This window comes from Flagellimonas sp. L-11, from assembly GCF_056857735.1.
On sequence record NZ_JBSXNR010000072.1, the window covers coordinates 48,915 to 71,530 of the forward strand.

A 22,616-nucleotide genomic window follows, 5' to 3' on the forward strand; every position below is an offset into this window, starting at 1 on the left:
ATGTTGACCTCTGCATTGGTTCTGGGACTTTTGGGAAGCCTGCACTGCTTGGGCATGTGCGGGCCAATAGCCTTTATGCTGCCTCTGGACCAAAACAATGGTATAAAAAAGACAGCACAACTGTCCATCTACCACTTTGGAAGGCTGTTTGCCTATGGTGTTATTGGCGTGTTGTTTGGACTTTTGGGCAAGGGATTGTCTCTATTTGGCATTCAGCAAAAGCTATCCATTGGAATAGGGGTGCTTATGATTATTCTGGTGTTGATCCCTGGAAGATATCTGAACGGTCATAAATTGTTGTCGCCCATTTACTCGATCATTGGCAAGGTAAAGTCCAGACTCGGTGCTGAACTTAAAAAAAAGACACCCGATACCTTTTTGACCATTGGCTTTTTGAACGGCTTTTTGCCCTGTGGTCTGGTGTATATGGCCCTTTTGGGGGCCATTGCCATGGGCAGTCCTTTGGAGGGCGGTTTTTACATGATGATTTTTGGTCTGGGAACCGTGCCACTGATGTCCTTGGTGGTCTATTCCAAAGGAATGTTCAGTACATCCATTAAATCCAAAATACAGAAATTGATACCGGTATTTGTGGTCATCATTGGTATATTGTTTATTGTACGTGGGCTGGGATTGGGAATACCCTATGTTTCCCCTAAAGCTGCACCTGCAGATTCGGTATCGGCGACCATTGAATGCCATCAACCCTAAAATTATAATCCAAAATGAAAATAACATCAGCGGAAGAAGCGGTAGGAATTGTAAAATCAGGCGACCGGGTCTTTTTCCAAGGAGCGGCCATGACCCCAAACGAGTTGATCGACGCACTCTGTGAGCGTCACGATGAATTGAAGGATATAGAGATTATTTCCATCCATACCGAAGGGGATGCAAAGTATACCAGAAAGCCCTATTGTGATGCCTTTACCTTGAATGCCTGTTTTGTGGGGGGCAACGTTCGGACATTTGTAAATACGTATATGGGCGACTATATTCCGGTTTTTTTGAGTGAAATACCATGGTTGTTCGCCGACGAATATCTTCCGTTGGATGTGGCCTTTGTACAAGTGTCGCCACCGGACAAGCATGGCTATTGTTCCTTGGGAGTATCGGTGGATGTAGCATTGCCGGCCATTAGAACGGCCAAAAAAATCGTGGCGCAGATAAATCCACAGGTACCCAGAACCCACGGTACAGGTATCGTTCACGTGGATGAGATTGCATTTGCCACGGAGGTCAATAGGCCCATTCACGCACACCTTCCCACCGAACCGTCGGAAGTAGAGCACGAAATTGGTAGGCACGTAGCATCACTTATTGATGATGGCGCAACCCTACAAATGGGAATTGGGAACATCCCCAATGCGGTTCTGTCCAACTTAGCAAACCATAAAAACCTTGGGATCCATACCGAGATGTTCTCTGACGGGGTATTGCCCTTATTGGAAAGCGGGGTCATCAACGGAAAGGAAAAGGCGGTGAAACGAGGTAAAATTGTTAGTTGTTTTGCTGTGGGCTCTCAAAAACTATATGATTTTATAGACGACAACCCTATATGTGATTTTAGGGACTCGGGGTATACCAACGACACGGCCAGAATCCGTAGAAATCCGAAAGCAACGGCCATTAACAGTGCCATAGAAATTGACCTTACCGGCCAAGTTTGTGCGGATACCATTGGAGGATATCAGTTTTCTGGAGTAGGCGGACAAATGGATTTTATGCGGGGGGCATCGCTTTCCAAAGGAGGTAAACCCATCATAGCCATGTCTGCCACCACCAAAAAAGGGGTTTCCAAAATAACACCCTTTTTAAAGCAAGGAGCCGGAGTCACCACCACACGGGCCCACATGCACTATGTGGCCACGGAATATGGTGTGGTGAATCTTTTTGGGAAAAATCTGCAACAACGGGCCAAAGCTTTAATTTCCATTGCACACCCTGATCATAGGGAGGAGTTGGAAAAAGCAGCCTATGAAAGATTTCATGGTTAGGGTCAATCATAGTTAATCACAAAAAAAAGGGGCAATTTTAAAATCGCCCCTTTTTTTGAATTGTATGAAACCAATCAAAAAATACAATCCATTAAATTTTAAAGGTTATTACAGGAGCTTCGGAATGGTTGACAATATCCTCGCCAATACTTCCCATAAAGAAGTGGGATAGACCCTTTCTGCCGTGTGTTGGAATACCGATCAGGTCAGCGGATATTTTGTCGCTGTAATTGATAATACCTTTTTCGACGGTATAGTCGTTGAATATCTCCACTCCAACGTTTATTTTGGCCTCGTCCAGGAATTTGGAGATTTTTTCAGAGGCATCATCGGTGCTTAAAAACTCGTCTCCCGGAGTGTTTATATAAACAAGGTGCAACTTGGCCTTTAAAAGGCCGGCCATTTTCTTGGCTTTTTTTAGGGCAGGAACACTCTCTTCCTCAAAATCACAGGCAAAAACAAAATGCTTTGGGTTAAAGCCATTGACCTCATTTCCTTTGATGACCAAAACAGGGACATCGGAAGTTCTTACCACTCTTTCGGTGTTGGAACCAATAAAAATTTCCTGAAGGCCATCTGCACCATTGGATCCCATAACAATAAGATCGGCTTTGTGTTTTTCCGCCACTTCGGCCACTTCACTGAAGACTTTGTAGTGCTTTATAATGGGAATTACCTTTAGTTCTTTTAAATAAGGTTTGTCCAAAAAGTCGGCAAACCTTTGCTCTCCTAATTTTATAAGATGTACCACTTGTTCTTGGGAAATATATCCAGATTCCCCCATAATGGCGGGAGAAAGTTCCAGCATGTGCAAAACATATAGTTCTGCCTTGTGTTCCTTTGCTAAGGAAGCCGCAATTTTAAGGGCTTTTTCGGATTGATTTGAAAAATCAACCGGTACGATTATACTGTTCATTTTGTTGTTTTTTTAAGGTTAAACGGTCATGGAAAATATTCGGGTATTTGGTTTTTGTCGGTGCAGTTTAAGATCAAATGCCATACTAATGTTTCTTACAAAAGGCCTCCCTTTGTCGGTTACCTTGATTTTAGTGTCATTTATTTCTACAAGTCCATCGGCTTCCAATTCGGATAGGTTGCCCAAGATATTTCCAAAATCCACCACTTCTTTTTCCTCGGTGTTCCAAGTAGTTTCGAATTGGCACATTATATTAAGAATATGCTTTCTCAAGATTTCATCTTCCGTATTTAGGATGTGTCCTCTAAAAATAGGGATAACTCCGTGCGAAACCAAATTCTGATATTCTTCCACGTTCTTTACATTTTGGGCAAATCCATACCAGCTATCGCTAATGCTCGATGCTCCCAAACCGATCATAAGTTTGGTTTTTGATGCGGTATAACCCATAAAGTTTCGGTGCAGGGTTCCATTTCCCAGTGCTTTGTACAAACTATCGGTGGGAAGAGCAAAATGATCCATGCCAACATCTTTGTAACCGAACCCCGTGAGCATCTTTTTACCCATTTCGTACTGTGTTTTTTTCTCCACGGACGATGGCAGGTCTTCATCTTTATAGCCACGTTGTCCGTTGCCTTTTATCCAAGGCACGTGAGCGTAACTATAAAAAGCGATTCTATCGGGTTTTATGGCATTGGTTTTTATCATGGTATTCTCTACATCGGCACAATCTTGAAATGGCAATCCATAGATGATGTCGTGTCCAACCGAGGTGTATCCAATTTCCCTGGCCCATTCGGTAACATTTTTCACGTTCTCAAAAGGCTGTATTCGGTTGATGGCGCGCTGAACGGTGAGGTTATAATCCTGTACGCCAAAAGAAACCCTTCTAAACCCTACATCGTAAAGCGCTTGTAAATGTTCTTTTGTGGTGTTGTTGGGATGGCCCTCAAAACTAAACTCAACTTCGTCCGCCTTGTTTCCAAGACGCACAATGCCCTCGATGAGCATTTTTAAATTTTCCGGAGAAAAAAAGGTAGGGGTGCCACCACCCAAATGGAGTTCCTTTATCAGGGGCTTGGAACCCAACAAGTCGCAATACAGTTCCCATTCCTTTAAAACTGCCTTTATGTAGGGTAGTTCAACCTCATGTCTTTTGGTAATACGTTTGTGGCATCCGCAAAAAGTGCACAGATTTTCACAAAATGGGAGGTGTATGTATAAACTTATTCCTTCCTGTTGGCTTTCTCGATATGCTTTTAGTACACTGGAATTCCATTTTTTTCCAGAAAAACTGTCCAGATCCCAATAGGGTACGGTTGGGTAACTGGTATATCGGGGTCCGGGAACATTGTATTTTTGAACTAATCCACACATCGTTGTATATATCATTACATTATAGTTCAAAATTACCTTAGTCAAGTTGCATAGAACATGATAATTGTCAGGATTGGTGTATGGAATCGCGAAAAATGAGTTTTTAGGCCTGATGAGTATCATATTTTTCGTTATCCCAGCATAGTACCTTTAAAGGATTGTTGACTTACAATTAACTTAAGTTCAATGGGAGAACATATCGGAAAAAGTACGTTTAGTGAAGAGGAACGGAAAGCGTTTGTCCAACATCTTATCGATGACGTCCAATCCTTGGAGCAAATGATTGCAGAAGGTATGATCGAAAATGATATTGTTAGGATTGGAGCCGAACAGGAAATGTGCCTTGTAAATGGTGATTTTAGGCCATCCCCCAAATCCATGGAAATCATCAAAGAGGTTAACGACGACCACTTTACCACCGAATTTGCAACATATAATATTGAGGCCAATCTCGATCCGTATACGTTGGAGAAGGATTGTTTTGCCAAAATGGAACAGCAGCTACGAAAATTGATGGACAAGGTGAAAGAAACTGCAAATGAACATGGTGTAATGATTATTTTGACCGGTATTCTCCCTACCATAAGCAAGGAAGAGCTTGGTATGGATTTTATGACACCGATACCTCGGTATTACCGAATAAATGAAGTTTTAAAGGCTTGGAGAGGGAATGATTTTTCGCTCAGGATCAAAGGGGCAGATGAACTTTCACTGCATCACGACTCGGTACTTTTTGAAGCCTGTACTACCAGTTTTCAACTCCATTTGCAGATACCCCCCGATGACTTTATCAAAAGTTACAATTGGGCACAGGCCATTTCGGGCCCTGTTTTGGGAGTTTGCTGCAATTCTCCTTTGCTTTTGGGAAAAGAACTTTGGAGAGAGACCAGAATAGCCCTGTTCCAACAAAGTTTGGATACCAGGGTTTGGACAAAGGCAGTTAAGGAACAAGTGGCAAGGGTAGGCTTTGGAGAGCACTGGCAAAGGGATTCTGTGGCCGAGATTTTTAAACAAGACATTTCCTCGCACCGAATTTTACTCACAAAACCCATAACAAAAGGTTCGTTACATGTGTTGCGGGACGGAAAAACCCCAAAATTGGAAGCACTGAGCCTGTTCAATAGTACAGTGTACCGATGGAACCGCCCATGCTACGGAGTGGGCAATGGAAAGCCGCATTTGCGAATTGAAAACCGGTACATCCCCTCTGGCCCAACAGTAATCGATGAAATGGCCAATTTTGCATTTTGGGTAGGGCTTATGGCGGGAAGGCCGGAAACGTATGACGATATGCCCAACGTTATGGACTTTAGGGTGGCGAAGCTCAACTTTTTTAGAGCCGCCATGAGTGGAAGGCACACGGTGTTTTCATGGTTGGACAAGACTATGACGGCAAAAGAAATTGTCAAAAAAGTATTGTTGCCCATAGCTTACAACGGATTGCGGAAATTCGATATTGATGAAAAGGATATTAATAGGCTTTTGGGCGTAATTGAAGCAAGAACGAAAAGTGGCACAGGGGCCGAGTGGCAAATCAAAAATTTTAGGGAACTTAAAAAACAGATGAAGCTGGACAGCGCCATTGTACAATTGACCAAATCCATGTACAATAACCAAGAGACCCAAACTCCCGTCCATCAATGGAGACCAATAAGTGGAATGGCCAAAACAAAGGAATCGTTTCAATGGGTAAGGCAGGTCATGTCCACAAAGCTCATGAAGCTATACGAAGATGATTATGCCAATTTGGCCATAGCCATTATGCAATGGAACAACATACACCATATTCCTGTAGAAAATGGAAAAGGGGAATTGGTGGGGCTGCTCACCTGGAGCCATATCGAAAAGTTCGAAAAACTGGACAAGAAAGAAGCTAAGGTGTCGGATATTATGGTCAAAGACGTAATTACCGTAGAGCCCAGAACTGAAATAGAAACCGCAAGAAAAATGATGCACGATCACCAAATAGGATGTTTGCCGATTTGTGTGGACACCCATATCGTGGGAATCATAAGTAAAGTAGATTTGTAGCTATGACTTTAGTTCACAATATAGCATGGGATGAAACAATAAGGGTTGATAGAATCATAGATCATATCAAAGGTATAAAGAGTGGCCCGACCGTAGTTTTTTTTGGAGGTATTCATGGGAACGAAACAGCAGGTGTTTTTGCCTTAAAAGCTGTTTTTAATGAAATCAGAACAAAAAAAATTGGCATAAGCGGCGAAGTTTATGCCATTTCTGGAAACTTGGGCGCTCTGGAAAGTAAGCAGCGTTTTCAAGATGAGGACCTGAACAGGATTTGGTTTCCAGAACGGATAGAACGTATAGTAGGGAATAAAGAAACCCATCATAACGAGGATAACGAACTGAACCAGCTTTATCGGTTGATACAGGACATCCTAAAAAACAGTAATCCTCCCTTTTATTTTTTGGATCTTCATACAACATCAAGCCATACCCCTCCTTTTATGGTACTCAACGATAGTTTGCTCAACCGTACGTATGCATCCAACTATCCATTGCCCATTATCCTGGGGATTGAGGAGTATCTTAAAGGGGCTTTATTGAGCTATATCAATGAATTGGGCTATGTTTCTCTTGGTTTTGAAAGTGGACAACATAATGATGGCGTAGCCATACAAAACAGCATTGAGTTTATTCGCTATTCCTTGGCATTGACCCAGTCCGTTGATTTTTCGGAACAGCAGAAGGAACGATTAAGGAATAAAATAGCGGCATGGGGAACGGTATCGCATAAGTTTTACGAAATATACCATCAGTATGATATTGGTTCGCAAACTGCCTTTAAAATGTTTCCGGGCTTTGTCAATTTTCAAATAGTGTCAAAGGGCGAGAGTTTGGCACTTGTTGATGCCGTTGTGTTAAAAACGACCAAAAAACGACAGATTTTTATGCCCCTATACCAAAAACAAGGGAATGAGGGCTTTTATTTTATTAGACCCATACCTAAATTTTGGTTGTGGTTGTCCAAAAAAATAAGAAGGTTCAAAGTAGACCATATTTTAGTGAAATTGCCCGGTGTGGAATGGGAAACGGATAAGAAAGACACCCTGATGGTTGACCAAAGGGTGGCCCGTTTTTTCACCAAATCCTTTTTTCACTTGTTGGGTTACAGGGCAAGAAAATTGGATAAAAACCATTTAGTGGCCAAAAATAGGGAGAGCGCATCAAAATCTGGGGAATATAAGGGTTCGGCTTGGTTCAAAAAATAAAAAAGGCCCAAGAAATTGACTTGGACCTATCTTCGGGTTTCAGTTTTGCATTACAAAGTTTATAGGTATGCTATACTTTACGCTTACTTTTTTTCCGCGTTGTTCGCCCGGTTTTACTTTGGGCAAAGATGCAATAATGCGTTCGGCTTCTTTTTCCAATAGCTTATCCGGGCCTCTTTTTTGTATGCCGGTTACCCTGCCGTTTGAATCGATTACAAACTGTACGTGGACCCTGCCCGTTATACCCATTTCCAAAGCCGATGGCGGATAATTGAAATTAGCTTTGATATGCTCCTGGACTTTTTGGTTAAAGCAATTTTTGCGTTCTGTTTGAGTTTGTAGATGTTCGCATCCAGGGAATACTGGAACATATTCAATTACTGCAAAGGGCACTACAACTTCTTCCTCAACTTCCTCAACTTCAACATCCTCGATTTTTACCACAACATCCTCGATATAGGTTTCTTGACTACTTTCGGTACTTTCAATCACGGTTTCTTTCACATCTTCCACATCCTCCACAATTTCAATTACATCAGGTGCAGATGGTGGGGGAGGGGGTGGTGCGGTCCTGATTATTTCGGTAATGGGTACATCTTCCTTAAGTTCGTCGGTTACCTGCACAACTTCCGAAACTTTGGATTCCTCTTCATAGAACTTTACTTCAAAGGATTGCCATGTCATGAACAACACAGAAGTAAGTCCTATCATGAAATATAGACTGCTGTTGCGTCCAATTTCTGCGTTTGGGTTCTTTTTTGGTTTCATGACTGCTACTATTTAACTATGTTAAAGGTAGCGTTCTCCAAAATCAGAAAATATGACAATGGTCAGGTTTGGATACAGGTTGAAACTGCTTTGTTTTCCGAATGACTGATATTTGTATTAGGCAGGTATTATGGGCTAAATCATTTTTTGGCAGCGTGGTGCTTGTCATGGATTCCCCTTTTTTTAAATAAAAGCTAGTTTTTTAAACAATTTTCTTTTTTTGGTTTTCCCAGATAAGGGCAGCGGCCCCACAAATAGCGGCGGTTTTTCCCTCCATGCTGGAGTGTAGGAGTTTCACCTTTCCTTTGTACACATCCAAAAGGAAACCGTTAAAGTATTTTTCCAAAGGGGTCATCATCCATTTGCCACTATTGGTGAGGCCGCCCATTAAAATAAATGCCTCGGGTTGTGTAAATGCCGTAAAGTTGGCCAACGCCTGTGCCATAATTCGAGCCGTATAGTCAAAAGCTTTAAGGGCAATTTCGTCCCCTTCTTCCGCGGCTTGGGTAATGTCCTCCCCGTGGAGGTCGTTATAGGCGATACTCCTAAACCTACTATCCACCAAATATTTGCTCTGCATATACATAACGGTTCGCTTTAATCCGGTTGCGGATACATAAGCCTCCAGCCCGCCTTTTACGCCTAGTCCGGTCAACCTGCCATCTCCCATGGTCATGTCCACATGGCCCAATTCGCCTGCGAATCCATCATATCCATCAATAAGTTGGCCATTGGCCACTATTCCGGCGCCAAAACCTGTGCCAAGTGTAATTACAATAAAATCGGTCATGTTTTTTGCACCTCCAAATAGCATTTCGCCCAATGCGGCGGCACTGGCGTCGTTCATTATGCGAATGGGCATGTCCATTCTTTGTTTTAGGAGTTTAACCAAGGGAACGCTGCCTTTCCACACTAAGTTACTGGCATTCTCTATAGTTCCGTTTTTACTGGAAGCATTAGGGGCGCCGATACCGCAGCCTATTACATTGGCACGCTCTCCAAACTGCGCCAAAAGCTCATCGGAAGTAGCTTTTATTTTATCAAGGTAAGCATCCAGGTTTGGGAATTCCTTGGTTCTAAAAAAGGTTTTTTCGTGGCATTCACCAGTTTCATCTACCAATCCGATTTTGGTTTTGGTTCCACCAATATCTATTCCGATTACTAAATCCATATTTAAAGTCACATTATTTTACGGCTTTTAAATATAACTATTATGAAGGCAATAAAATAACCTCCTTGACTTTTATGACCGCTGATTTTTTGCTAATATCAGGGAAAATTTGAAAACCCTGACTTCTGTCATGTTTTAGATCATGCCACGGTTCTACTTTTGAGTTCAAGAATTGAAATCATTAAATAAAATAGGTATGAGCAGTTTAAATAAAATATTAATTCCGTTTGATTTTTCCGAGGCATCTGTAAACGCCTTGGAGTATGTGGTCAATTTTGTAGGTACAGAGAGAGCTATAAATATCTTGGGCCTTTATGTAGGTGTTATGCCCATGAGTGAATCCGATAGTGAAAAATTAAAGAGGGATTTTTTAAAAGTGTTGGACTCTTTCAATGTAAAATTGAAAGTGAATCCAGAATTCACTACCGATACGGGCGAAGTGATCGGCACTATTCTTTCTGCCCAAGAAAAGAGTAACGCAGATTTGATCATGATGGGCACTATGGGCGATAAAATTACGGATGAGGCCATTACAAACACATCGAAATTGGTGTTGGAGGCCAATTGCCCTGTAATATCAATCCCTTATGGAACCGCCATTAAAGAGCCCAAAAACATTGCCTTGGTAATGGGTGGCGAAAAAATAGATGACAAGAACGTCTTGGGAACACTATTGGACATTGCCAGGGATTTTGATGCCCGTGTCCATGTGCTTACCATTTATAAGGATTCCGTTTTTGATGAAGAAGCCATTAAAGACTCCAATGAAAATCTGTTGGAATACTATTTGGAACACTTTTATGCCGATCATACCTTCACTAAAAATGAAGATGTGGAACAAGGTATTTTGGATTACATCAACGAAAAAAAAATTGATCTGTTAGCCATATTGCCCCGTAACCATGCCGAAAAAAGCTCACCTTCGGAAGGAAGATTGACAAAATTGTTGACCCTGCACTCCGAGATACCGGTTTTGGCCCTGGATTAAACCCTTACCTTTGAAGATGCTGTCGCTGCCGATAGGTTTGCATTACAGTTTGTCCGAACATCTTTAAGATTCAATAAAAGTGAACGATAACAATAGATTTGATATAGAAAGTTTGGGGGCCCCTCAGTATTCATCTCCCCTTGAGCTCAGTACCGTTAAGGGAGACCGCATATTCAACTTTGTAAGTGAATCGGATAGATTGGTTTTTGACCCATCGGTACAATATTACAACCAATGTTTAAATGACGGGGAGTCACCTATTTGTATGGAAAAAGCAGGTCCAAGACAAAACATCTTTTTTGATGCCAAAACCACTACTGCTGCAATAGTTACCTGTGGTGGTCTTTGCCCGGGGATCAACAATGTGATCCGTGGATTGGTAATGGCCCTGCACTATTTTTATGGGATTAAAAAAATTATTGGGATCCCCTATGGCTATGAAGGCCTAAACCCTGAAAAAGGACACGAGTTTGTGGAATTGACACCGGACAAGGTAAAGGATATCCATCAATTTGGGGGCACCTTTTTAGGCTCGTCCAGAGGCGGACAAGACGTGTCTATAATGGTGGATACCCTTGAGAAAAACCATGTGGATATGCTATTTGCCATCGGAGGGGATGGAACTTTGAAAGGTGTAAATGCCATTGGTGGGGAAATTGCCAAAAGAAATGGCAAAATCAGTGTAGTGGGAATTCCAAAGACCATAGACAACGATATTGACCTAATTGATGAATCCTTTGGCTTTCAGACCGCTTTTGACGTAGCGAGTCCCATTTTGCGCGATGCCCATAATGAAGCTACAGGGGCTTACAATGGAATATCCATTATCAAATTAATGGGCAGGGATAGTGGTTTTATTGCTGCTTCGGCCGCTTTGGCCATGCCCGTAGTTAATTTTGTACTTGTTCCGGAAATGGATTTTTCCCTTGAGGGTGAAGAAGGTTTCTTAAAGGTTTTGGAAAAGCGCCTACAAGAAAAAAAACATGCCGTTATTGTGGTGGCCGAAGGCGCGGGACAACAACTTTTTAAAGACAGAAAGATGGTGAAGGATGCATCGGGCAATGTACAGCACGAGGATATCGGTGTTTTCCTAAAGGAAAAAATCACAGCATATTTTAAAGGAAAAAGTCCAGTGACCATTAAGTACATCGATCCTAGCTATATTGTGCGGTGTGCCCCTGCCAACTCCAGCGATAGTGTTTATTGCAGTGGACTGGCCTATCATGCCGTTCATGGAGCCATGGCAGGAAAAACCAAGTTTGTCGCCAGTAGGATAAACAACCGTTATGTGTACTTGCCTGTTGCCGAAGTCACAAAAAAGAGAAAAAAAATTGATTTGGAAGGCGAGTTCTGGTTCTCTGTACTGCAAAGCACAGGTCAACCATTTTTCTTGGGATAAGAATTGGTTTTTAACTGACAATTGTCATTAAATTTTATCGATAGTAGTCATAGATTTGAGTATAATCAAAACAGTAATCATGGAAGTACATGTTCAATATCAAAAGATGAAGACCAGTGAGTCGTTGACCCAACTATTAATGAAAAAACTGGAAAGTTTGGAGCAAAAATACAGTTGGTTGATCAAGGCCAATGTATTGTTTAAAACGGAAAACGATAAAACTGGAGAAGGCAAGATCTGTGAAATTGAACTGAGTGCTCCTGGCCCGAGAATATTTGCCAAATCGGATACCGACGATTTTGAGAAATCCATGTCCCAAACCGTTGAGGATTTAAGAAGGCAACTTGAAAAAAGGCAAGCTACCTTCGATACCCGTTAATAGAAATCAAGATCTTTGTTGCATCCAGATCTTTTAAAAAACACCAAAATGAAACTTAAATTAATCGGCATCAGTTTATTGCTTCTAATGGGGTGCTCCTCAACCCGGTTGGTCAGCACTTGGAAGAACCCGGATATAGTGCTTTTTGACGCATACCAAGTACTGGTGGTGGGCATGTCACAAGACGATAATACCAGAATGGAGTTTGAAACCAGATTTGCCGAAGCGTTGAAGGATCAGGGAGTGGATGCCGTGCGTAGTATTGATCTTTTTGATGTGGAATTCACCTCTTCCAAAAGGTCGGAAGAGGAATTGGCCGAGGTAGAACAGCAATTATTGGATAAGGGGTTCGATGCCATTCTGGTCACCAAGGTTGTTGGGACAGAGAATCGACGAACATTTAGGGAGCACATCAACGAAGTGGATAAAATGTTTGTAAGGTTCAGTACGGATTATTTGGAACATCAAGAAATCTATTACGACCCCGAATACTATGATACTTTCAATATATACCATTCAGAGACCTCTCTCTACTGTATATGCATTGGAAAAGAGATAGAATTGATTTGGAGGGGCGAAGTGGATGTCACAGAACCCAAAAATATAGACAGGACCATAGACTCTTACATAAAGTTGGTGACAAAATCAATGGGGGAGGAAGATGTAATATTTTAAGAAGATAGGCCTATCGCATCCAAGACTCCCAAAAAGTCCAATGCGATCAAAATAGGAATCGCTATCAATATTACAATCAACACAAAGACCATAATTCGTAAAAAACCGACTATAAGTTTATTTCCAAAACTAATTTCATCTGCCATAATAGTGTAATTTCCATCAATTTAAGGAATTATTTGCGTATTTCCTTTATTGGCTGGCTCACTATTCGATTAACGGATTGTTTTTAGCCGTATGCTGTAAACCAATCAATTGGGCCTTTGTTTCTTTCGACTGAGGAGTTTTCCCAACTCCTCCAAAGAGATTCCCTTGGTCTCTGGCATCATGAATGCTACCCATATTAATTGAAGTACCATCATAAAGGCAAAGAAGATGAAAATGGGCCAAGGGTTATCCTTGAAAATCCCAATTTCGGCATCTAAAAAGGTAGGGGTGAGCAAAGTAATAAGTGCAGCGAATACCCAATGGGTCCCAGTGCCCCAAGATTGTCCGTAAGACCTAACCTTGTTCGGGAATATTTCCGAGATGAACACCCAAATCACCGCACCTTGGCCAATGGCATGTGAGGCGATAAAAACTAAGATAAAGGTGAGCAGCAGCACGGAACTGGCTCCCGAATAGAAACACCAGCCCACCATGGCCAAACTCACAATATAACCAATGGAACCAATGTACATTAATTGCTTTCGCCCCAATTTATCGATCAGGGATATGCCCACAAAGGTGAATATCAGGTTAATGATGCCGATGGATATGGAACTAAAGAGCGATTCACCGGAAGCGAGACCTGCACGTTCCAAAATTTCAGGGGCGTAGTACAGTACAAAGTTGATTCCCGAAAGTTGATTGAAGAAAGCAATCAGAAAAGCTAGGGCCAGCGGTTTGTTGTACTTTCCAGAGAATAAACTTTCCTTTTGTTTTTCCGTGGTTTCCACTAAGGCAACTTTAATTTGTTCCAGATGAATGGAGGCCTTGTCTTTTGCAATGCCCAATAAAGTAATGGATTCGATGACCACAGCGTCTGCTCGGTCCTTCATTAACAACCACCGTGGGCTGTTCGGTATTTTGAACACCATAAAGGTGTAGATCAAAGCGGGAAGCCCTTCAATGCCCAACATCCATCGCCAAGCTATGCTTTCATCAAAAACAATCCCGATAAAATAGTTGGATATAAAGGCGATCAAGATGCCAAAAACAATATTGAACTGGTACATGGCCGTTAACCTACCCCGTGTTTGGGCCGTGGAAATCTCGGAGATATAAACCGGTGCGGCCACCGATGAGGCCCCTACGCCGATCCCCCCAATAAACCTAAAGAGTGAAAAACTATAAGGTTCGGGAGCAAAGGCCGAACCCATCGCCGATACAAAATAAAGTACACCTATCCAGAACAAGGTCTTTTTTCTTCCCAAACGGTCGGTTGGGATACCTCCAAAAAGCGAACCCAGAACGGTTCCCCAAAGCGCCATGGACATTATAAAGATGCCGTGGAAAGTAAAAATGGAATCGCCCAAAAACCAGTTGGTGTCCCATATTTCCTTTATGGGCTGGTTGGCACCGGAAATAACAACGGTATCAAACCCAAACAAAAAGCCCGCTAGGGCTGCTGTCAATGAAATTCTAAAAATACGCTTGTCCATATAAAAGGTGAATTTTGCTAAAGCTAACCAAAATTTACATAATCTTGGAAATGTGTTTCATGATCAAATCGGCAGCACCTCTGTTGGAATTGATATAATTGGAGTTGATTGCTCCAATATTTTTAATGGAAACGGGGTTGTTCAAAAGGTCGATCACCAAATCGTCAAAACTATCTTTGCTCGAAATGGGCAGTATACCACCTTCGTTAACAAGATCCTCTGCTTCCTTAAAGCCTTCAAATTGTGGCCCGATGATGATGGGAATTCCAAAAACAGCAGGTTCCATGGTGTTGTGGAGTCCCGTGGCAAAACCGCCCCCTACGTAGGCAATGTTGGCATAACTGTATATTTTGGTCAACAGGCCAATGGTGTCCACCACAAGTACATCGAACTCCTTTAAATTTTGATTGCCCATCGTGGAATAAAGTACCGTCCTTTTTTGAAGGGACGAGGTGATTTTCTCAATATGGGCAGGTTTTATTTCGTGAGGGGCGATTACAAATTTCACCTTTTCCTTACTGTTGTTGATGTAGTTGATGAGTATCTCTTCATCTTCGGGCCAAGTACTGCCCGCTACCAAGCAAAGTTGGTTGTTTTTGAAACGATCCATGAAATCCAATTGATTGTTGCGTTCCAAAATTTCTGAAACCCGGTCCAAACGAGTGTCCCCGCTAATGCTACTAGTTGTAAATCCGATGGATTCCAACAGCTTTTTGGAGTTTTTATCTTGAACAAAATAATGGTCGAATTTCCCGAGGCTCTTTCGCATAAACCCGCCATAAGGCTTAAAATAAATCTGTCTACCCGAAAAAATGGCCGATACCAAAATAGTGGGAATGTTCCTTTTTTTAAGGTGATACAGATAATTGGGCCAAACCTCGTACTTTACAAAAATGGCCAACTCTGGATTTACAAGGTTTAAAAATCGCTTTACCTTGGAGTTGCTGTCCATGGGCAGATACACCACCAGATCTGCAGCCAAAGAATTCTTTTTCACCTCATAACCAGAAGGGGAGAAAAAGCTCAGAACCAGTTTGTGGTCGGGATATTTGGAGCGTAATCTTTCCAAAATGGGCAGCCCTTGTTCAAATTCGCCCAGGGAGGCCACATGCATCCAAATAGTTCTGTCTTCGGAATCGAACTTATCCTCAAGGGTGGGAAAAGTTAACTTTCTGCCCTGAACGAACAATTTGATCTTGGCATTGAAAAGGGCAATTACATTTAGGCCAAGCCAAGCTATGTTGATCAGGATGTTGTAAAGAAAACGCAAGGGCATCATTTTTCGCTAAAATACATTCTTTCGGTCAGAGACCATTATAGCATCTTAATTTCTTAATTTTGACGTATTAATTTATTTGGATGAAAAAAATACAGATGGTTGACCTAAAAGGTCAATATGAAGGTATAAAAACCGAGGTCAACGATGCCATTTCGGAAATCTTGGATTCTTCGGCATTTATAAATGGGCCCCACGTGCACGCTTTTCAAAATGAATTAGAGGAATATTTGGACGTAAAACATGTTATCCCCTGTGCCAACGGAACCGATGCCCTTCAAATTTGCATGATGGGGCTCGGGTTGAAACCAGGAGATGAGGTAATTACGGCCGACTTTACTTTTGCCGCCACGGTTGAGGTGATAGGTCTTTTACAATTGACTCCAGTTTTGGTGGATGTGGAACCCGATACTTTCAATATTGATGTAAAAGCCATGGAAAAAGCCATTACGCCAAAAACAAAGGCCATCGTGCCCGTACATTTATTTGGACAGTGCGCCGATATGGATGAGATCATGGCCTTGGCCAAAAAGCACAATCTGTATGTGATTGAAGATAATGCACAGGCCATTGGGGGATCCTACTTCTCAAAAGATGGTTCCAAACAAAAGGCAGGGACTATTGGGCATGTAGGGGCCACTTCTTTCTTTCCGTCCAAAAACTTGGGCTGTTATGGCGATGGTGGAGCCATTTTTACCAACGATGATGATTTGGCGCATACCATTCGCGGTATCGTGAACCACGGTATGTACAAAAGATATTACCATGATGTGGTGGGTGTGAACTCCAGGTTGGACTCCATTCAAGCTGCTGTTTTAAGGGCAAAGCTGCCCAAATTGGACTTTTACAACCAGAAACGATGGGAGGCAGCATCAAAATATTCAAAGGCATTTAAAGGGCAGGAGCATATCATATCGCCAAAGATATCTTGCGGCTGTGAAACGGATAAAAGTGTTTGCGATTGCCATGTGTTCCATCAGTACACTTTGCGGATTACAAATGGTAAGAGGGACGGTCTGGCACAACATCTAAACGATAACAACGTTCCTTGTGGTGTATATTATCCAGTTCCATTGCATAAGCAAAAAGCCTATGCGGATGACCGTTACAATGAAGAAGATTTTCCTGTGACCAATCAATTGGTGGAAGAGGTTATTTCGCTCCCCATGCACACGGAGTTGGATGATGAACAAATTGATTTTATAACCAAGTTGGTGATTGATTTCGTAAACAAATAATAATGAAAATACTCGTAACTGGTGGTTTGGGCTTTATTGGATCCCATACCGTTGTTGAATTGCAGAATGAAGGTTTTGAGGTAGTGGTGGTGGACAACCTATCCAACTCATCCATTGATGTTTTGGATGGCATTGAAGCCATAAGGGGCAAAAGACCCATTTTTGAAGAATTTGATCTTCGGGACAAGCCAAAAGTCCAAGATTTCTTTCAAAAGCACGCCGATATTGCCGGAGTAATTCATTTTGCGGCCTCCAAAGCGGTCGGGGAGAGTGTGGCCGAACCATTGTTGTATTATGAGAATAATCTTGGGGTATTGGTTTATATCCTTCAGGAGCTCAAGAAAAAAGGGGGGTCAAACTTTATCTTCAGTAGTTCATGCACCGTTTATGGCCAAGCGGATCAAATGCCCATTACCGAGGCTGCTCCAGTAAAGCCGGCAGAATCTCCCTATGGGAACACCAAGCAAGTAGGCGAGGAAATTATTCGGGATACCTGCAAGGTAAATCCAGGGTTGAAAGCCATCGCGTTACGATACTTTAATCCTATTGGGGCCCATCCCTCCGGTAAAATTGGAGAGCTTCCCATTGGAGTGCCCCAGAATTTGGTGCCCTTTATCACGCAAACAGGTGTCGGTCTGCGTGAACAGTTGTCTGTCTTTGGAGATGATTATCCAACCGAAGATGGGACTTGCATTAGGGACTATATCCATGTAGTGGATTTGGCCAAGGCCCATGTAGCAGCATTGCAACGTCTTTTGGAAGACAGGAACGAAAGTAATTACGAGGTGTTCAACTTGGGTACCGGAAAAGGAAGTTCCGTTTTGGAAGTTATCCAAAGTTTTGAGCGCGTTTCTGGAGAAAGGTTGAACTACAAAATAGTTGGTAGAAGGCCAGGGGACGTGATCCAAGCCTATGCCGATACCCAAAAGGCAAATAAAGTTTTGGGTTGGAAGGCTAAATCCAGCCTTGATGATGCCATGAAATCCGCTTGGGAATGGGAGAAAATCGTAAGAAGTTCAAACTGAAAAAATCCTAAAGTATATTTTGGTCGTAAATAGAGTATGCTGCCCAATTTTAACAACAGTTTGGAGTTGCTCGAAGGCGTAGAGCGGGAGCAACTTTATCAAAACCTACTGCTACAACTCAAAAAAGATTTTGAATTGGCCAATGTGCCCATCAATATCCCTTTGGATATATCTCCCGAAGAACTAAAAAGCACCATCCACGAAAAGATTTATTACTTGATCGTGGAAAAATTCCCAGAGTATCTCAACCTATTATATGTAGTTGATATTGCAGAGAGCGAGGTAAAAAAAATAACTCCGTCGGATGTCGTTGATATTTCGGCGGAGGTATCTTTTTTATTATTGAAAAGGGAATGGCAAAAAGTATGGTACAAAGCCAAATATAGCAGCTGACCTTTGGTCAGACCTTCACGTAAATGCCTCTTTTGTCCATAAAGTAACCCACGAGCCAACAAGTCAGCATAATCCAAAGGGCAAATAATAATGAGCCCGTGTGGCCACCTGACCATGATATAAATATGTTGTCGGCAATCCATCGGTACAGCGATTCCCCGTTGAGGTCAATGGCAAAAAGAGTAATTATAAATAACTCCGACAATAAATAAATAAACAAGGTGTTTTTACCGAAGACTTCAAAAAAGTAGCTCCAGCTTTTCGCCTTTTTCATATCCAAGATATAAATAAGCGTAGCGATGGCAAAAAGGTCAATACCGCAAGTGAGCAATACAAAGGAACTCGTCCACAATTTTTTGTTGATGGGCAAAATAAGGTCCCATGCCAAGCCCGCAAATACCAGGGCAAAACCGAACATCATCAATTTGGCGACGGTCTCAAAATTTTGACCGTTGTTTTGGATGAATCGACCAGCCAGGTAACCAATAATCACATTTACAATGGCGGGAAGGGTGCTCAACAATCCCTCGGGATCAAAAGCAATGCCTTCGCCATGGTACATATGGTCGGCTCCAATAAGCCACTCATCCAGTTTAAGAACGGCATTTCCCGATAAGGTAAGGTCGCCAAAACCAATTAAAATAAGATGGTAGCCCACTAAAAAGACAGCGCTCAGCCATATAGCGGTTTTGGCCTTTACAAAGTGAAGGATTATGGATGCGAACATATAGCACAAGGCAATACGTTGCAAAACCCCGAAAACCCTGGTCTCCGAAAATGGTTTTAACTGTCCGTCATCAAAAAATGGGTACCAGTACATTAAAAAGCCCAAAAGAAAAATGATGGCAGTTCGCTTCAGGACCTTCTTAAAAAATGCAGGGTTGCCCATGCTTTCATACTTTTTCATGCTAAAACTCATGGAATTTCCCACCACAAACAAAAAAGTGGGAAAAACAAGGTCGGTCAATGTAAATCCGTTCCAGTCGGCGTGCAATAATGGCGCAAAAGTGGTGGATCCATTGCCTGGTGAGTTAACAATGATCATCAAGGCGACATCCAGACCCCTGAAAACATCCAAGGAAAGATATCTGTTTTTAAGTTTGGACATGTTTGGTTGGTTTAACTGGGCGTTCAAGTTAAATTATTTTTAGTTTATACTGTTAAATTCAGTTAAAAATTTCATTTTTATCGCTTTCCTGTCCATTCTGTGATTTAGTTGTAAATTTGAATAAGAAATTAAGGGGAATGCAAGCATATAAATGCTAAAACCCGTATTTTTGACAAAATTTTCCATAAAGTTTTGGAGAAACATAAAGAATGGACAAATATTCATTTTTAAATGCTGCGCACACTTCGTTTTTTGCGGAGCAATACGAAAAATATCTAACGAATCCAGATACCATAGAGCCCAGTTGGAGGGCTTTTTTTCAAGGATTTGATTTTGGTTTGGAAGGTTCCCTCGAAGATTTGGGGATTGAATCCGATAAAGGGGGAATGGTGGTGCTTTCCAATGGAAGGAAAGTGGAAATGCCCGAAGCCCTTCAAAAGGAATTTCAGGTTATACGCCTTATTGATGGTTACCGTTCCCGCGGACACCTTTTTACCGAAACAAACCCTGTAAGGGAAAGGAGAAAGTATGTCCCTACCTTGGATATAGCCAACTTTGGCCTGACCGAAGGGGACTTGGAGACTGTTTTTGATGCTGGAAAAATTCTTGGAATAGGTCCAGCCCCCCTAAAGGAAATTATACGTCACCTCGAGAGTATTTATTGTGATGCGATAGGAGTGGAGTACATGTATATCCGTACCCCGGAACGTATTCAATGGATTCAGGATTGGCTCAACAAAAACGACAACCACCCCAATTATACTGCGGAAGAAAAGAAAAACATCCTTAGAAAATTAAACGAGGCCGTTTCTTTTGAGAGCTTTTTGCATACCAAATATGTGGGGCAAAAACGATTTTCGTTGGAAGGTGGCGAATCATTGATTCCCGCTTTGGATGTAATCGTAGAAAAAGCGGCGGACAAAGGCGTAAAGCAATTTGTGGTGGGTATGGCCCACCGAGGGCGCTTGAACGTTCTGACCAATATTTTCGGGAAATCGCCAAAGGATATCTTTAGCGAGTTCGATGGTAAGGATTACGAGGAAACCATCTTTGATGGTGATGTAAAATATCACTTGGGATGGACCTCTAAACGTGAGACGGATTCAGGGAAAATGGTCAATATGAACATTGCCCCGAACCCTTCGCACCTGGAAACCGTAAACTCCATTGTTGAAGGTATAGCCAGAGCCAAGCAAGATCGTGATCACAGTGATGAAATCTCTGAAGTACTGCCGATTTTAATCCATGGAGATGCTGCTTTTGCTGCACAGGGAGTGGTGTACGAAGTGATTCAAATGGCCCGTTTGGATGGGTATACCACAGGCGGTACCATCCACATTGTTGTGAACAACCAAATCGGGTTTACCACCAACTATTTGGATGCTAGATCCTCCACCTATTGTACCGATGTTGGGAAAGTCACCCTTTCGCCGGTACTCCATGTAAATGCCGATGATGCCGAAGCTGTGGTGCATGCCACGACCTTTGCGCTGGAATACAGGATGCGATACAAGCGTGATATTTTCTTGGATTTGTTGGGCTATAGAAAGTATGGCCACAATGAAGGTGATGAACCCAAGTTTACACAGCCCTTGTTGTACAAATCCATTTCCAAGCATAAAAACCCGAGGGATATTTACGCAGAGAAATTGATTGCCGAAGGAGTCATCGATGAGAACTACGTAAAAGAACTCGAAGAAAAATATAAGAACGATCTTGAGGAGGACCTTTTGGATTCCCGCAAAATCGAAAAGACCAGAATAACCCCTTTCATGCAAGATGAATGGGAAGGGTTTGAGCAGGTGACCGAAGAGGTGATGCTCAAACCCATGGACACCACCTACGACCTTAAAAAGTTGGATGAGGTTGCCCAAAGCATTACCAAGCTTCCAGAGGATAAAAAATTCCTGAGAAAATTGGAACGATTGGTGGAAGGCCGCCATAAAATGTATTTTGAGGACAACAAGCTCGATTGGGCCATGGGAGAACTTTTGGCCTATGGGTCATTGATCGAGGAAGGGTACGATGTTCGCATGACGGGCCAAGATGTGGAAAGGGGAACCTTCTCCCACAGGCATGCCGTCATCAAAACGGAAATGCACGAGGAAGAGGTGGTGTTATTGAATGAGATGGGGGGCAACCAAAATGGAAAGTTCCACATCTATAACTCACTGCTATCGGAATACGCTGTAATGGGATTTGATTATGGTTACGCCATGGCAAGCCCTAAGACATTGACCATTTGGGAAGCACAGTTTGGGGATTTCAGTAATGGAGCCCAGATCATAATAGACCAATATCTGTCATCAGCGGAAGACAAATGGAAACTGCAGAACGGCTTGGTCCTTTTGTTGCCACATGGTTACGAAGGTCAGGGAGCGGAACACTCTTCGGCGCGTATGGAACGGTACCTGCAACTTTGTGCCAAGGATAATATGTACGTGGCAGATGTGACCACCCCGGCGAACCTGTTCCACTTGTTCCGTAGACAAATGAAGGCCAAGTTCCGTAAGCCATTGGTGGTATTTACGCCCAAGAGTTTGTTGAGGCATCCCAAGGTGGTTTCCACCAAGGAGGAGATGGCCAATGGAAGTTTCCAGATGGTGATTGACGATGCCGAAGCTAAAACAGCCAAAGTAAAGACATTGGTGTTCTGTACGGGTAAATTCTACTATGACCTTTTGGATAAACGAGAAGAGCTTGAAAGAGATGATGTGGCTTTGGTGCGCGTGGAACAATTGTTCCCATTGCCGGCCAAGGAAATGCGAAGCATCATCAAAAAATATAAAAATGCAGACGATATCGTTTGGGCCCAGGAAGAACCAAGGAACATGGGAGCTTGGAGCCACATGTTGATGCATTTGGATGAAGCCAAACAATTTAGGGTGGCATCACGCAGATTCTACGGTGCGCCTGCCGCAGGTAGTGCCGTGCGTTCAAAAAGACGTCATGCCCAAGTGTTGGACTACGTTTTTGACAGGAGTAAGGATAATATGCAAATAAGATAATACAAGTATAAACTACAATAAG

The 22,616-nt window shown here is 42.4% G+C and carries 20 protein-coding genes; 12 read left to right on the top strand and 8 right to left on the bottom strand.

The window, feature by feature from the left end; genetic code table 11:
- Together AC13CC_RS13930 and AC13CC_RS13935 are read left to right on the top strand one after the other, a co-directional pair.
- Complete coding sequence (locus tag AC13CC_RS13930) at positions 1 to 711, top strand: sulfite exporter TauE/SafE family protein (protein ID WP_482877640.1); 711 nt, start codon at positions 1 to 3, stop codon at positions 709 to 711.
- Positions 712 to 725: 14 nt separating this feature from the next.
- Positions 726 to 1,994 (top strand): acetyl-CoA hydrolase/transferase family protein, encoded by a 1,269-nt coding sequence (locus AC13CC_RS13935; RefSeq protein ID WP_482877641.1) that lies wholly within the window; start codon positions 726 to 728, stop codon positions 1,992 to 1,994.
- Positions 1,995 to 2,085: 91 nt separating this feature from the next.
- Here AC13CC_RS13935 and AC13CC_RS13940 read toward each other — a convergent pair whose 3' ends face one another.
- Both AC13CC_RS13940 and hemN read right to left on the bottom strand, forming a co-directional pair.
- Positions 2,086 to 2,910: a universal stress protein gene (locus AC13CC_RS13940; protein WP_326277008.1), complete on the bottom strand. Its 825-nt coding sequence runs from the start codon at positions 2,908 to 2,910 to the stop codon at positions 2,086 to 2,088.
- 18 nt (positions 2,911 to 2,928) lie between these two features.
- Positions 2,929 to 4,302, bottom strand: coding sequence for an oxygen-independent coproporphyrinogen III oxidase (gene hemN, locus AC13CC_RS13945; RefSeq protein ID WP_482877642.1), 1,374 nt, complete (start codon positions 4,300 to 4,302; stop codon positions 2,929 to 2,931).
- A gap of 171 nt (positions 4,303 to 4,473) precedes the next feature.
- Between hemN and AC13CC_RS13950 the strand changes: the two genes are divergently transcribed.
- Together AC13CC_RS13950 and AC13CC_RS13955 are read left to right on the top strand one after the other, a co-directional pair.
- Positions 4,474 to 6,318, top strand: a complete 1,845-nt coding sequence (locus tag AC13CC_RS13950; protein WP_326277010.1) for a glutamate-cysteine ligase family protein — start codon at positions 4,474 to 4,476, stop codon at positions 6,316 to 6,318.
- 2 nt (positions 6,319 to 6,320) lie between these two features.
- Positions 6,321 to 7,523 carry a succinylglutamate desuccinylase/aspartoacylase family protein gene (locus tag AC13CC_RS13955; protein ID WP_482877644.1) on the top strand — a complete coding sequence of 401 codons (1,203 nt, stop codon included), beginning with the start codon at positions 6,321 to 6,323 and terminating at the stop codon, positions 7,521 to 7,523.
- A 39-nt stretch (positions 7,524 to 7,562) separates the two neighbouring features.
- Here AC13CC_RS13955 and AC13CC_RS13960 read toward each other — a convergent pair whose 3' ends face one another.
- A complete protein-coding gene (locus tag AC13CC_RS13960) occupies positions 7,563 to 8,291 on the bottom strand; it encodes an energy transducer TonB (protein ID WP_326277012.1) in 729 nt (242 codons plus the stop codon).
- Between the two features lie 202 nt (positions 8,292 to 8,493).
- The gene (locus AC13CC_RS13965; RefSeq protein ID WP_326277013.1) at positions 8,494 to 9,462 is read right to left on the bottom strand and encodes an ROK family protein; all 969 of its coding nucleotides are present in this window, start codon (positions 9,460 to 9,462) and stop codon (positions 8,494 to 8,496) included.
- A 196-nt stretch (positions 9,463 to 9,658) separates the two neighbouring features.
- On the opposite strand from AC13CC_RS13965, the gene AC13CC_RS13970 reads away from it, so the two are divergent.
- From AC13CC_RS13970 to AC13CC_RS13985, 4 genes are all read left to right on the top strand, one after another.
- Positions 9,659 to 10,450 carry a universal stress protein gene (locus tag AC13CC_RS13970; protein ID WP_482877645.1) on the top strand — a complete coding sequence of 264 codons (792 nt, stop codon included), beginning with the start codon at positions 9,659 to 9,661 and terminating at the stop codon, positions 10,448 to 10,450.
- 79 nt (positions 10,451 to 10,529) lie between these two features.
- Positions 10,530 to 11,849, top strand: coding sequence for an ATP-dependent 6-phosphofructokinase (locus AC13CC_RS13975; RefSeq protein WP_482877646.1), 1,320 nt, complete (start codon positions 10,530 to 10,532; stop codon positions 11,847 to 11,849).
- Positions 11,850 to 11,928: 79 nt separating this feature from the next.
- On the top strand, positions 11,929 to 12,228 hold the full coding sequence (locus tag AC13CC_RS13980) for an HPF/RaiA family ribosome-associated protein (RefSeq protein ID WP_293167158.1): 300 nt from the start codon (positions 11,929 to 11,931) through the stop codon (positions 12,226 to 12,228).
- Positions 12,229 to 12,276: 48 nt separating this feature from the next.
- On the top strand, positions 12,277 to 12,903 hold the full coding sequence (locus AC13CC_RS13985) for a hypothetical protein (protein WP_326277016.1): 627 nt from the start codon (positions 12,277 to 12,279) through the stop codon (positions 12,901 to 12,903).
- Here the strand turns inward: AC13CC_RS13985 and AC13CC_RS13990 are convergent.
- The 3 genes from AC13CC_RS13990 to AC13CC_RS14000 all read right to left on the bottom strand — a co-directional run bounded on the left by AC13CC_RS13990 (position 12,900) and on the right by AC13CC_RS14000 (position 15,822).
- Entirely contained in the window at positions 12,900 to 13,049 is a 150-nt protein-coding gene (locus AC13CC_RS13990) for a hypothetical protein (protein WP_326277017.1), read from the bottom strand. The genes AC13CC_RS13985 and AC13CC_RS13990 overlap by 4 nt on opposite strands.
- A 105-nt stretch (positions 13,050 to 13,154) precedes the next feature.
- Positions 13,155 to 14,546: a sugar porter family MFS transporter gene (locus tag AC13CC_RS13995; protein ID WP_326277018.1), complete on the bottom strand. Its 1,392-nt coding sequence runs from the start codon at positions 14,544 to 14,546 to the stop codon at positions 13,155 to 13,157.
- A gap of 34 nt (positions 14,547 to 14,580) precedes the next feature.
- On the bottom strand, positions 14,581 to 15,822 hold the full coding sequence (locus tag AC13CC_RS14000) for a 3-deoxy-D-manno-octulosonic acid transferase (protein ID WP_326277126.1): 1,242 nt from the start codon (positions 15,820 to 15,822) through the stop codon (positions 14,581 to 14,583).
- A gap of 83 nt (positions 15,823 to 15,905) precedes the next feature.
- Here AC13CC_RS14000 and AC13CC_RS14005 point away from each other — a divergent pair, with 83 nt between their 5' ends.
- The 3 genes from AC13CC_RS14005 to AC13CC_RS14015 are packed head-to-tail and all read left to right on the top strand — an operon-like array spanning position 15,906 to position 18,478.
- Positions 15,906 to 17,060, top strand: a complete 1,155-nt coding sequence (locus AC13CC_RS14005; protein ID WP_326277019.1) for a DegT/DnrJ/EryC1/StrS family aminotransferase — start codon at positions 15,906 to 15,908, stop codon at positions 17,058 to 17,060.
- 2 nt (positions 17,061 to 17,062) lie between these two features.
- Complete coding sequence (gene galE, locus AC13CC_RS14010) at positions 17,063 to 18,085, top strand: UDP-glucose 4-epimerase GalE (RefSeq protein WP_326277020.1); 1,023 nt, start codon at positions 17,063 to 17,065, stop codon at positions 18,083 to 18,085.
- Positions 18,086 to 18,121: 36 nt separating this feature from the next.
- Positions 18,122 to 18,478: a hypothetical protein gene (locus AC13CC_RS14015; protein ID WP_326277021.1), complete on the top strand. Its 357-nt coding sequence runs from the start codon at positions 18,122 to 18,124 to the stop codon at positions 18,476 to 18,478.
- Between the two features lie 7 nt (positions 18,479 to 18,485).
- Here AC13CC_RS14015 and AC13CC_RS14020 read toward each other — a convergent pair whose 3' ends face one another.
- Positions 18,486 to 19,586, bottom strand: coding sequence for an acyltransferase family protein (locus tag AC13CC_RS14020; RefSeq protein ID WP_326277022.1), 1,101 nt, complete (start codon positions 19,584 to 19,586; stop codon positions 18,486 to 18,488).
- 209 nt (positions 19,587 to 19,795) lie between these two features.
- On the opposite strand from AC13CC_RS14020, the gene AC13CC_RS14025 reads away from it, so the two are divergent.
- Positions 19,796 to 22,594: a 2-oxoglutarate dehydrogenase E1 component gene (locus AC13CC_RS14025; RefSeq protein WP_482877650.1), complete on the top strand. Its 2,799-nt coding sequence runs from the start codon at positions 19,796 to 19,798 to the stop codon at positions 22,592 to 22,594.
- The last annotated feature ends 22 nt before the right edge of the window (positions 22,595 to 22,616 follow it).

What these genes read in the sequence shown, in the direction of transcription:
- AC13CC_RS13930 (WP_482877640.1), top strand. Translation starts at nt 1, where the DNA reads ATGTTGACCTCTGCATTGGTTCTGGGACTTTTGGGAAGCCTGCACTGC.
- AC13CC_RS13935 (WP_482877641.1), top strand. Translation starts at nt 726, where the DNA reads ATGAAAATAACATCAGCGGAAGAAGCGGTAGGAATTGTAAAATCAGGC.
- AC13CC_RS13940 (WP_326277008.1), bottom strand. Translation starts at nt 2,910, where the DNA reads ATGAACAGTATAATCGTACCGGTTGATTTTTCAAATCAATCCGAAAAA.
- hemN (WP_482877642.1), bottom strand. Translation starts at nt 4,302, where the DNA reads ATGATATATACAACGATGTGTGGATTAGTTCAAAAATACAATGTTCCC.
- AC13CC_RS13950 (WP_326277010.1), top strand. Translation starts at nt 4,474, where the DNA reads ATGGGAGAACATATCGGAAAAAGTACGTTTAGTGAAGAGGAACGGAAA.
- AC13CC_RS13955 (WP_482877644.1), top strand. Translation starts at nt 6,321, where the DNA reads ATGACTTTAGTTCACAATATAGCATGGGATGAAACAATAAGGGTTGAT.
- AC13CC_RS13960 (WP_326277012.1), bottom strand. Translation starts at nt 8,291, where the DNA reads ATGAAACCAAAAAAGAACCCAAACGCAGAAATTGGACGCAACAGCAGT.
- AC13CC_RS13965 (WP_326277013.1), bottom strand. Translation starts at nt 9,462, where the DNA reads ATGGATTTAGTAATCGGAATAGATATTGGTGGAACCAAAACCAAAATC.
- AC13CC_RS13970 (WP_482877645.1), top strand. Translation starts at nt 9,659, where the DNA reads ATGAGCAGTTTAAATAAAATATTAATTCCGTTTGATTTTTCCGAGGCA.
- AC13CC_RS13980 (WP_293167158.1), top strand. Translation starts at nt 11,929, where the DNA reads ATGGAAGTACATGTTCAATATCAAAAGATGAAGACCAGTGAGTCGTTG.
- AC13CC_RS13985 (WP_326277016.1), top strand. Translation starts at nt 12,277, where the DNA reads ATGAAACTTAAATTAATCGGCATCAGTTTATTGCTTCTAATGGGGTGC.
- AC13CC_RS13990 (WP_326277017.1), bottom strand. Translation starts at nt 13,049, where the DNA reads ATGGCAGATGAAATTAGTTTTGGAAATAAACTTATAGTCGGTTTTTTA.
- AC13CC_RS13995 (WP_326277018.1), bottom strand. Translation starts at nt 14,546, where the DNA reads ATGGACAAGCGTATTTTTAGAATTTCATTGACAGCAGCCCTAGCGGGC.
- AC13CC_RS14000 (WP_326277126.1), bottom strand. Translation starts at nt 15,822, where the DNA reads ATGCCCTTGCGTTTTCTTTACAACATCCTGATCAACATAGCTTGGCTT.
- AC13CC_RS14005 (WP_326277019.1), top strand. Translation starts at nt 15,906, where the DNA reads ATGAAAAAAATACAGATGGTTGACCTAAAAGGTCAATATGAAGGTATA.
- galE (WP_326277020.1), top strand. Translation starts at nt 17,063, where the DNA reads ATGAAAATACTCGTAACTGGTGGTTTGGGCTTTATTGGATCCCATACC.
- AC13CC_RS14015 (WP_326277021.1), top strand. Translation starts at nt 18,122, where the DNA reads ATGCTGCCCAATTTTAACAACAGTTTGGAGTTGCTCGAAGGCGTAGAG.
- AC13CC_RS14020 (WP_326277022.1), bottom strand. Translation starts at nt 19,586, where the DNA reads ATGTCCAAACTTAAAAACAGATATCTTTCCTTGGATGTTTTCAGGGGT.
- AC13CC_RS14025 (WP_482877650.1), top strand. Translation starts at nt 19,796, where the DNA reads ATGGACAAATATTCATTTTTAAATGCTGCGCACACTTCGTTTTTTGCG.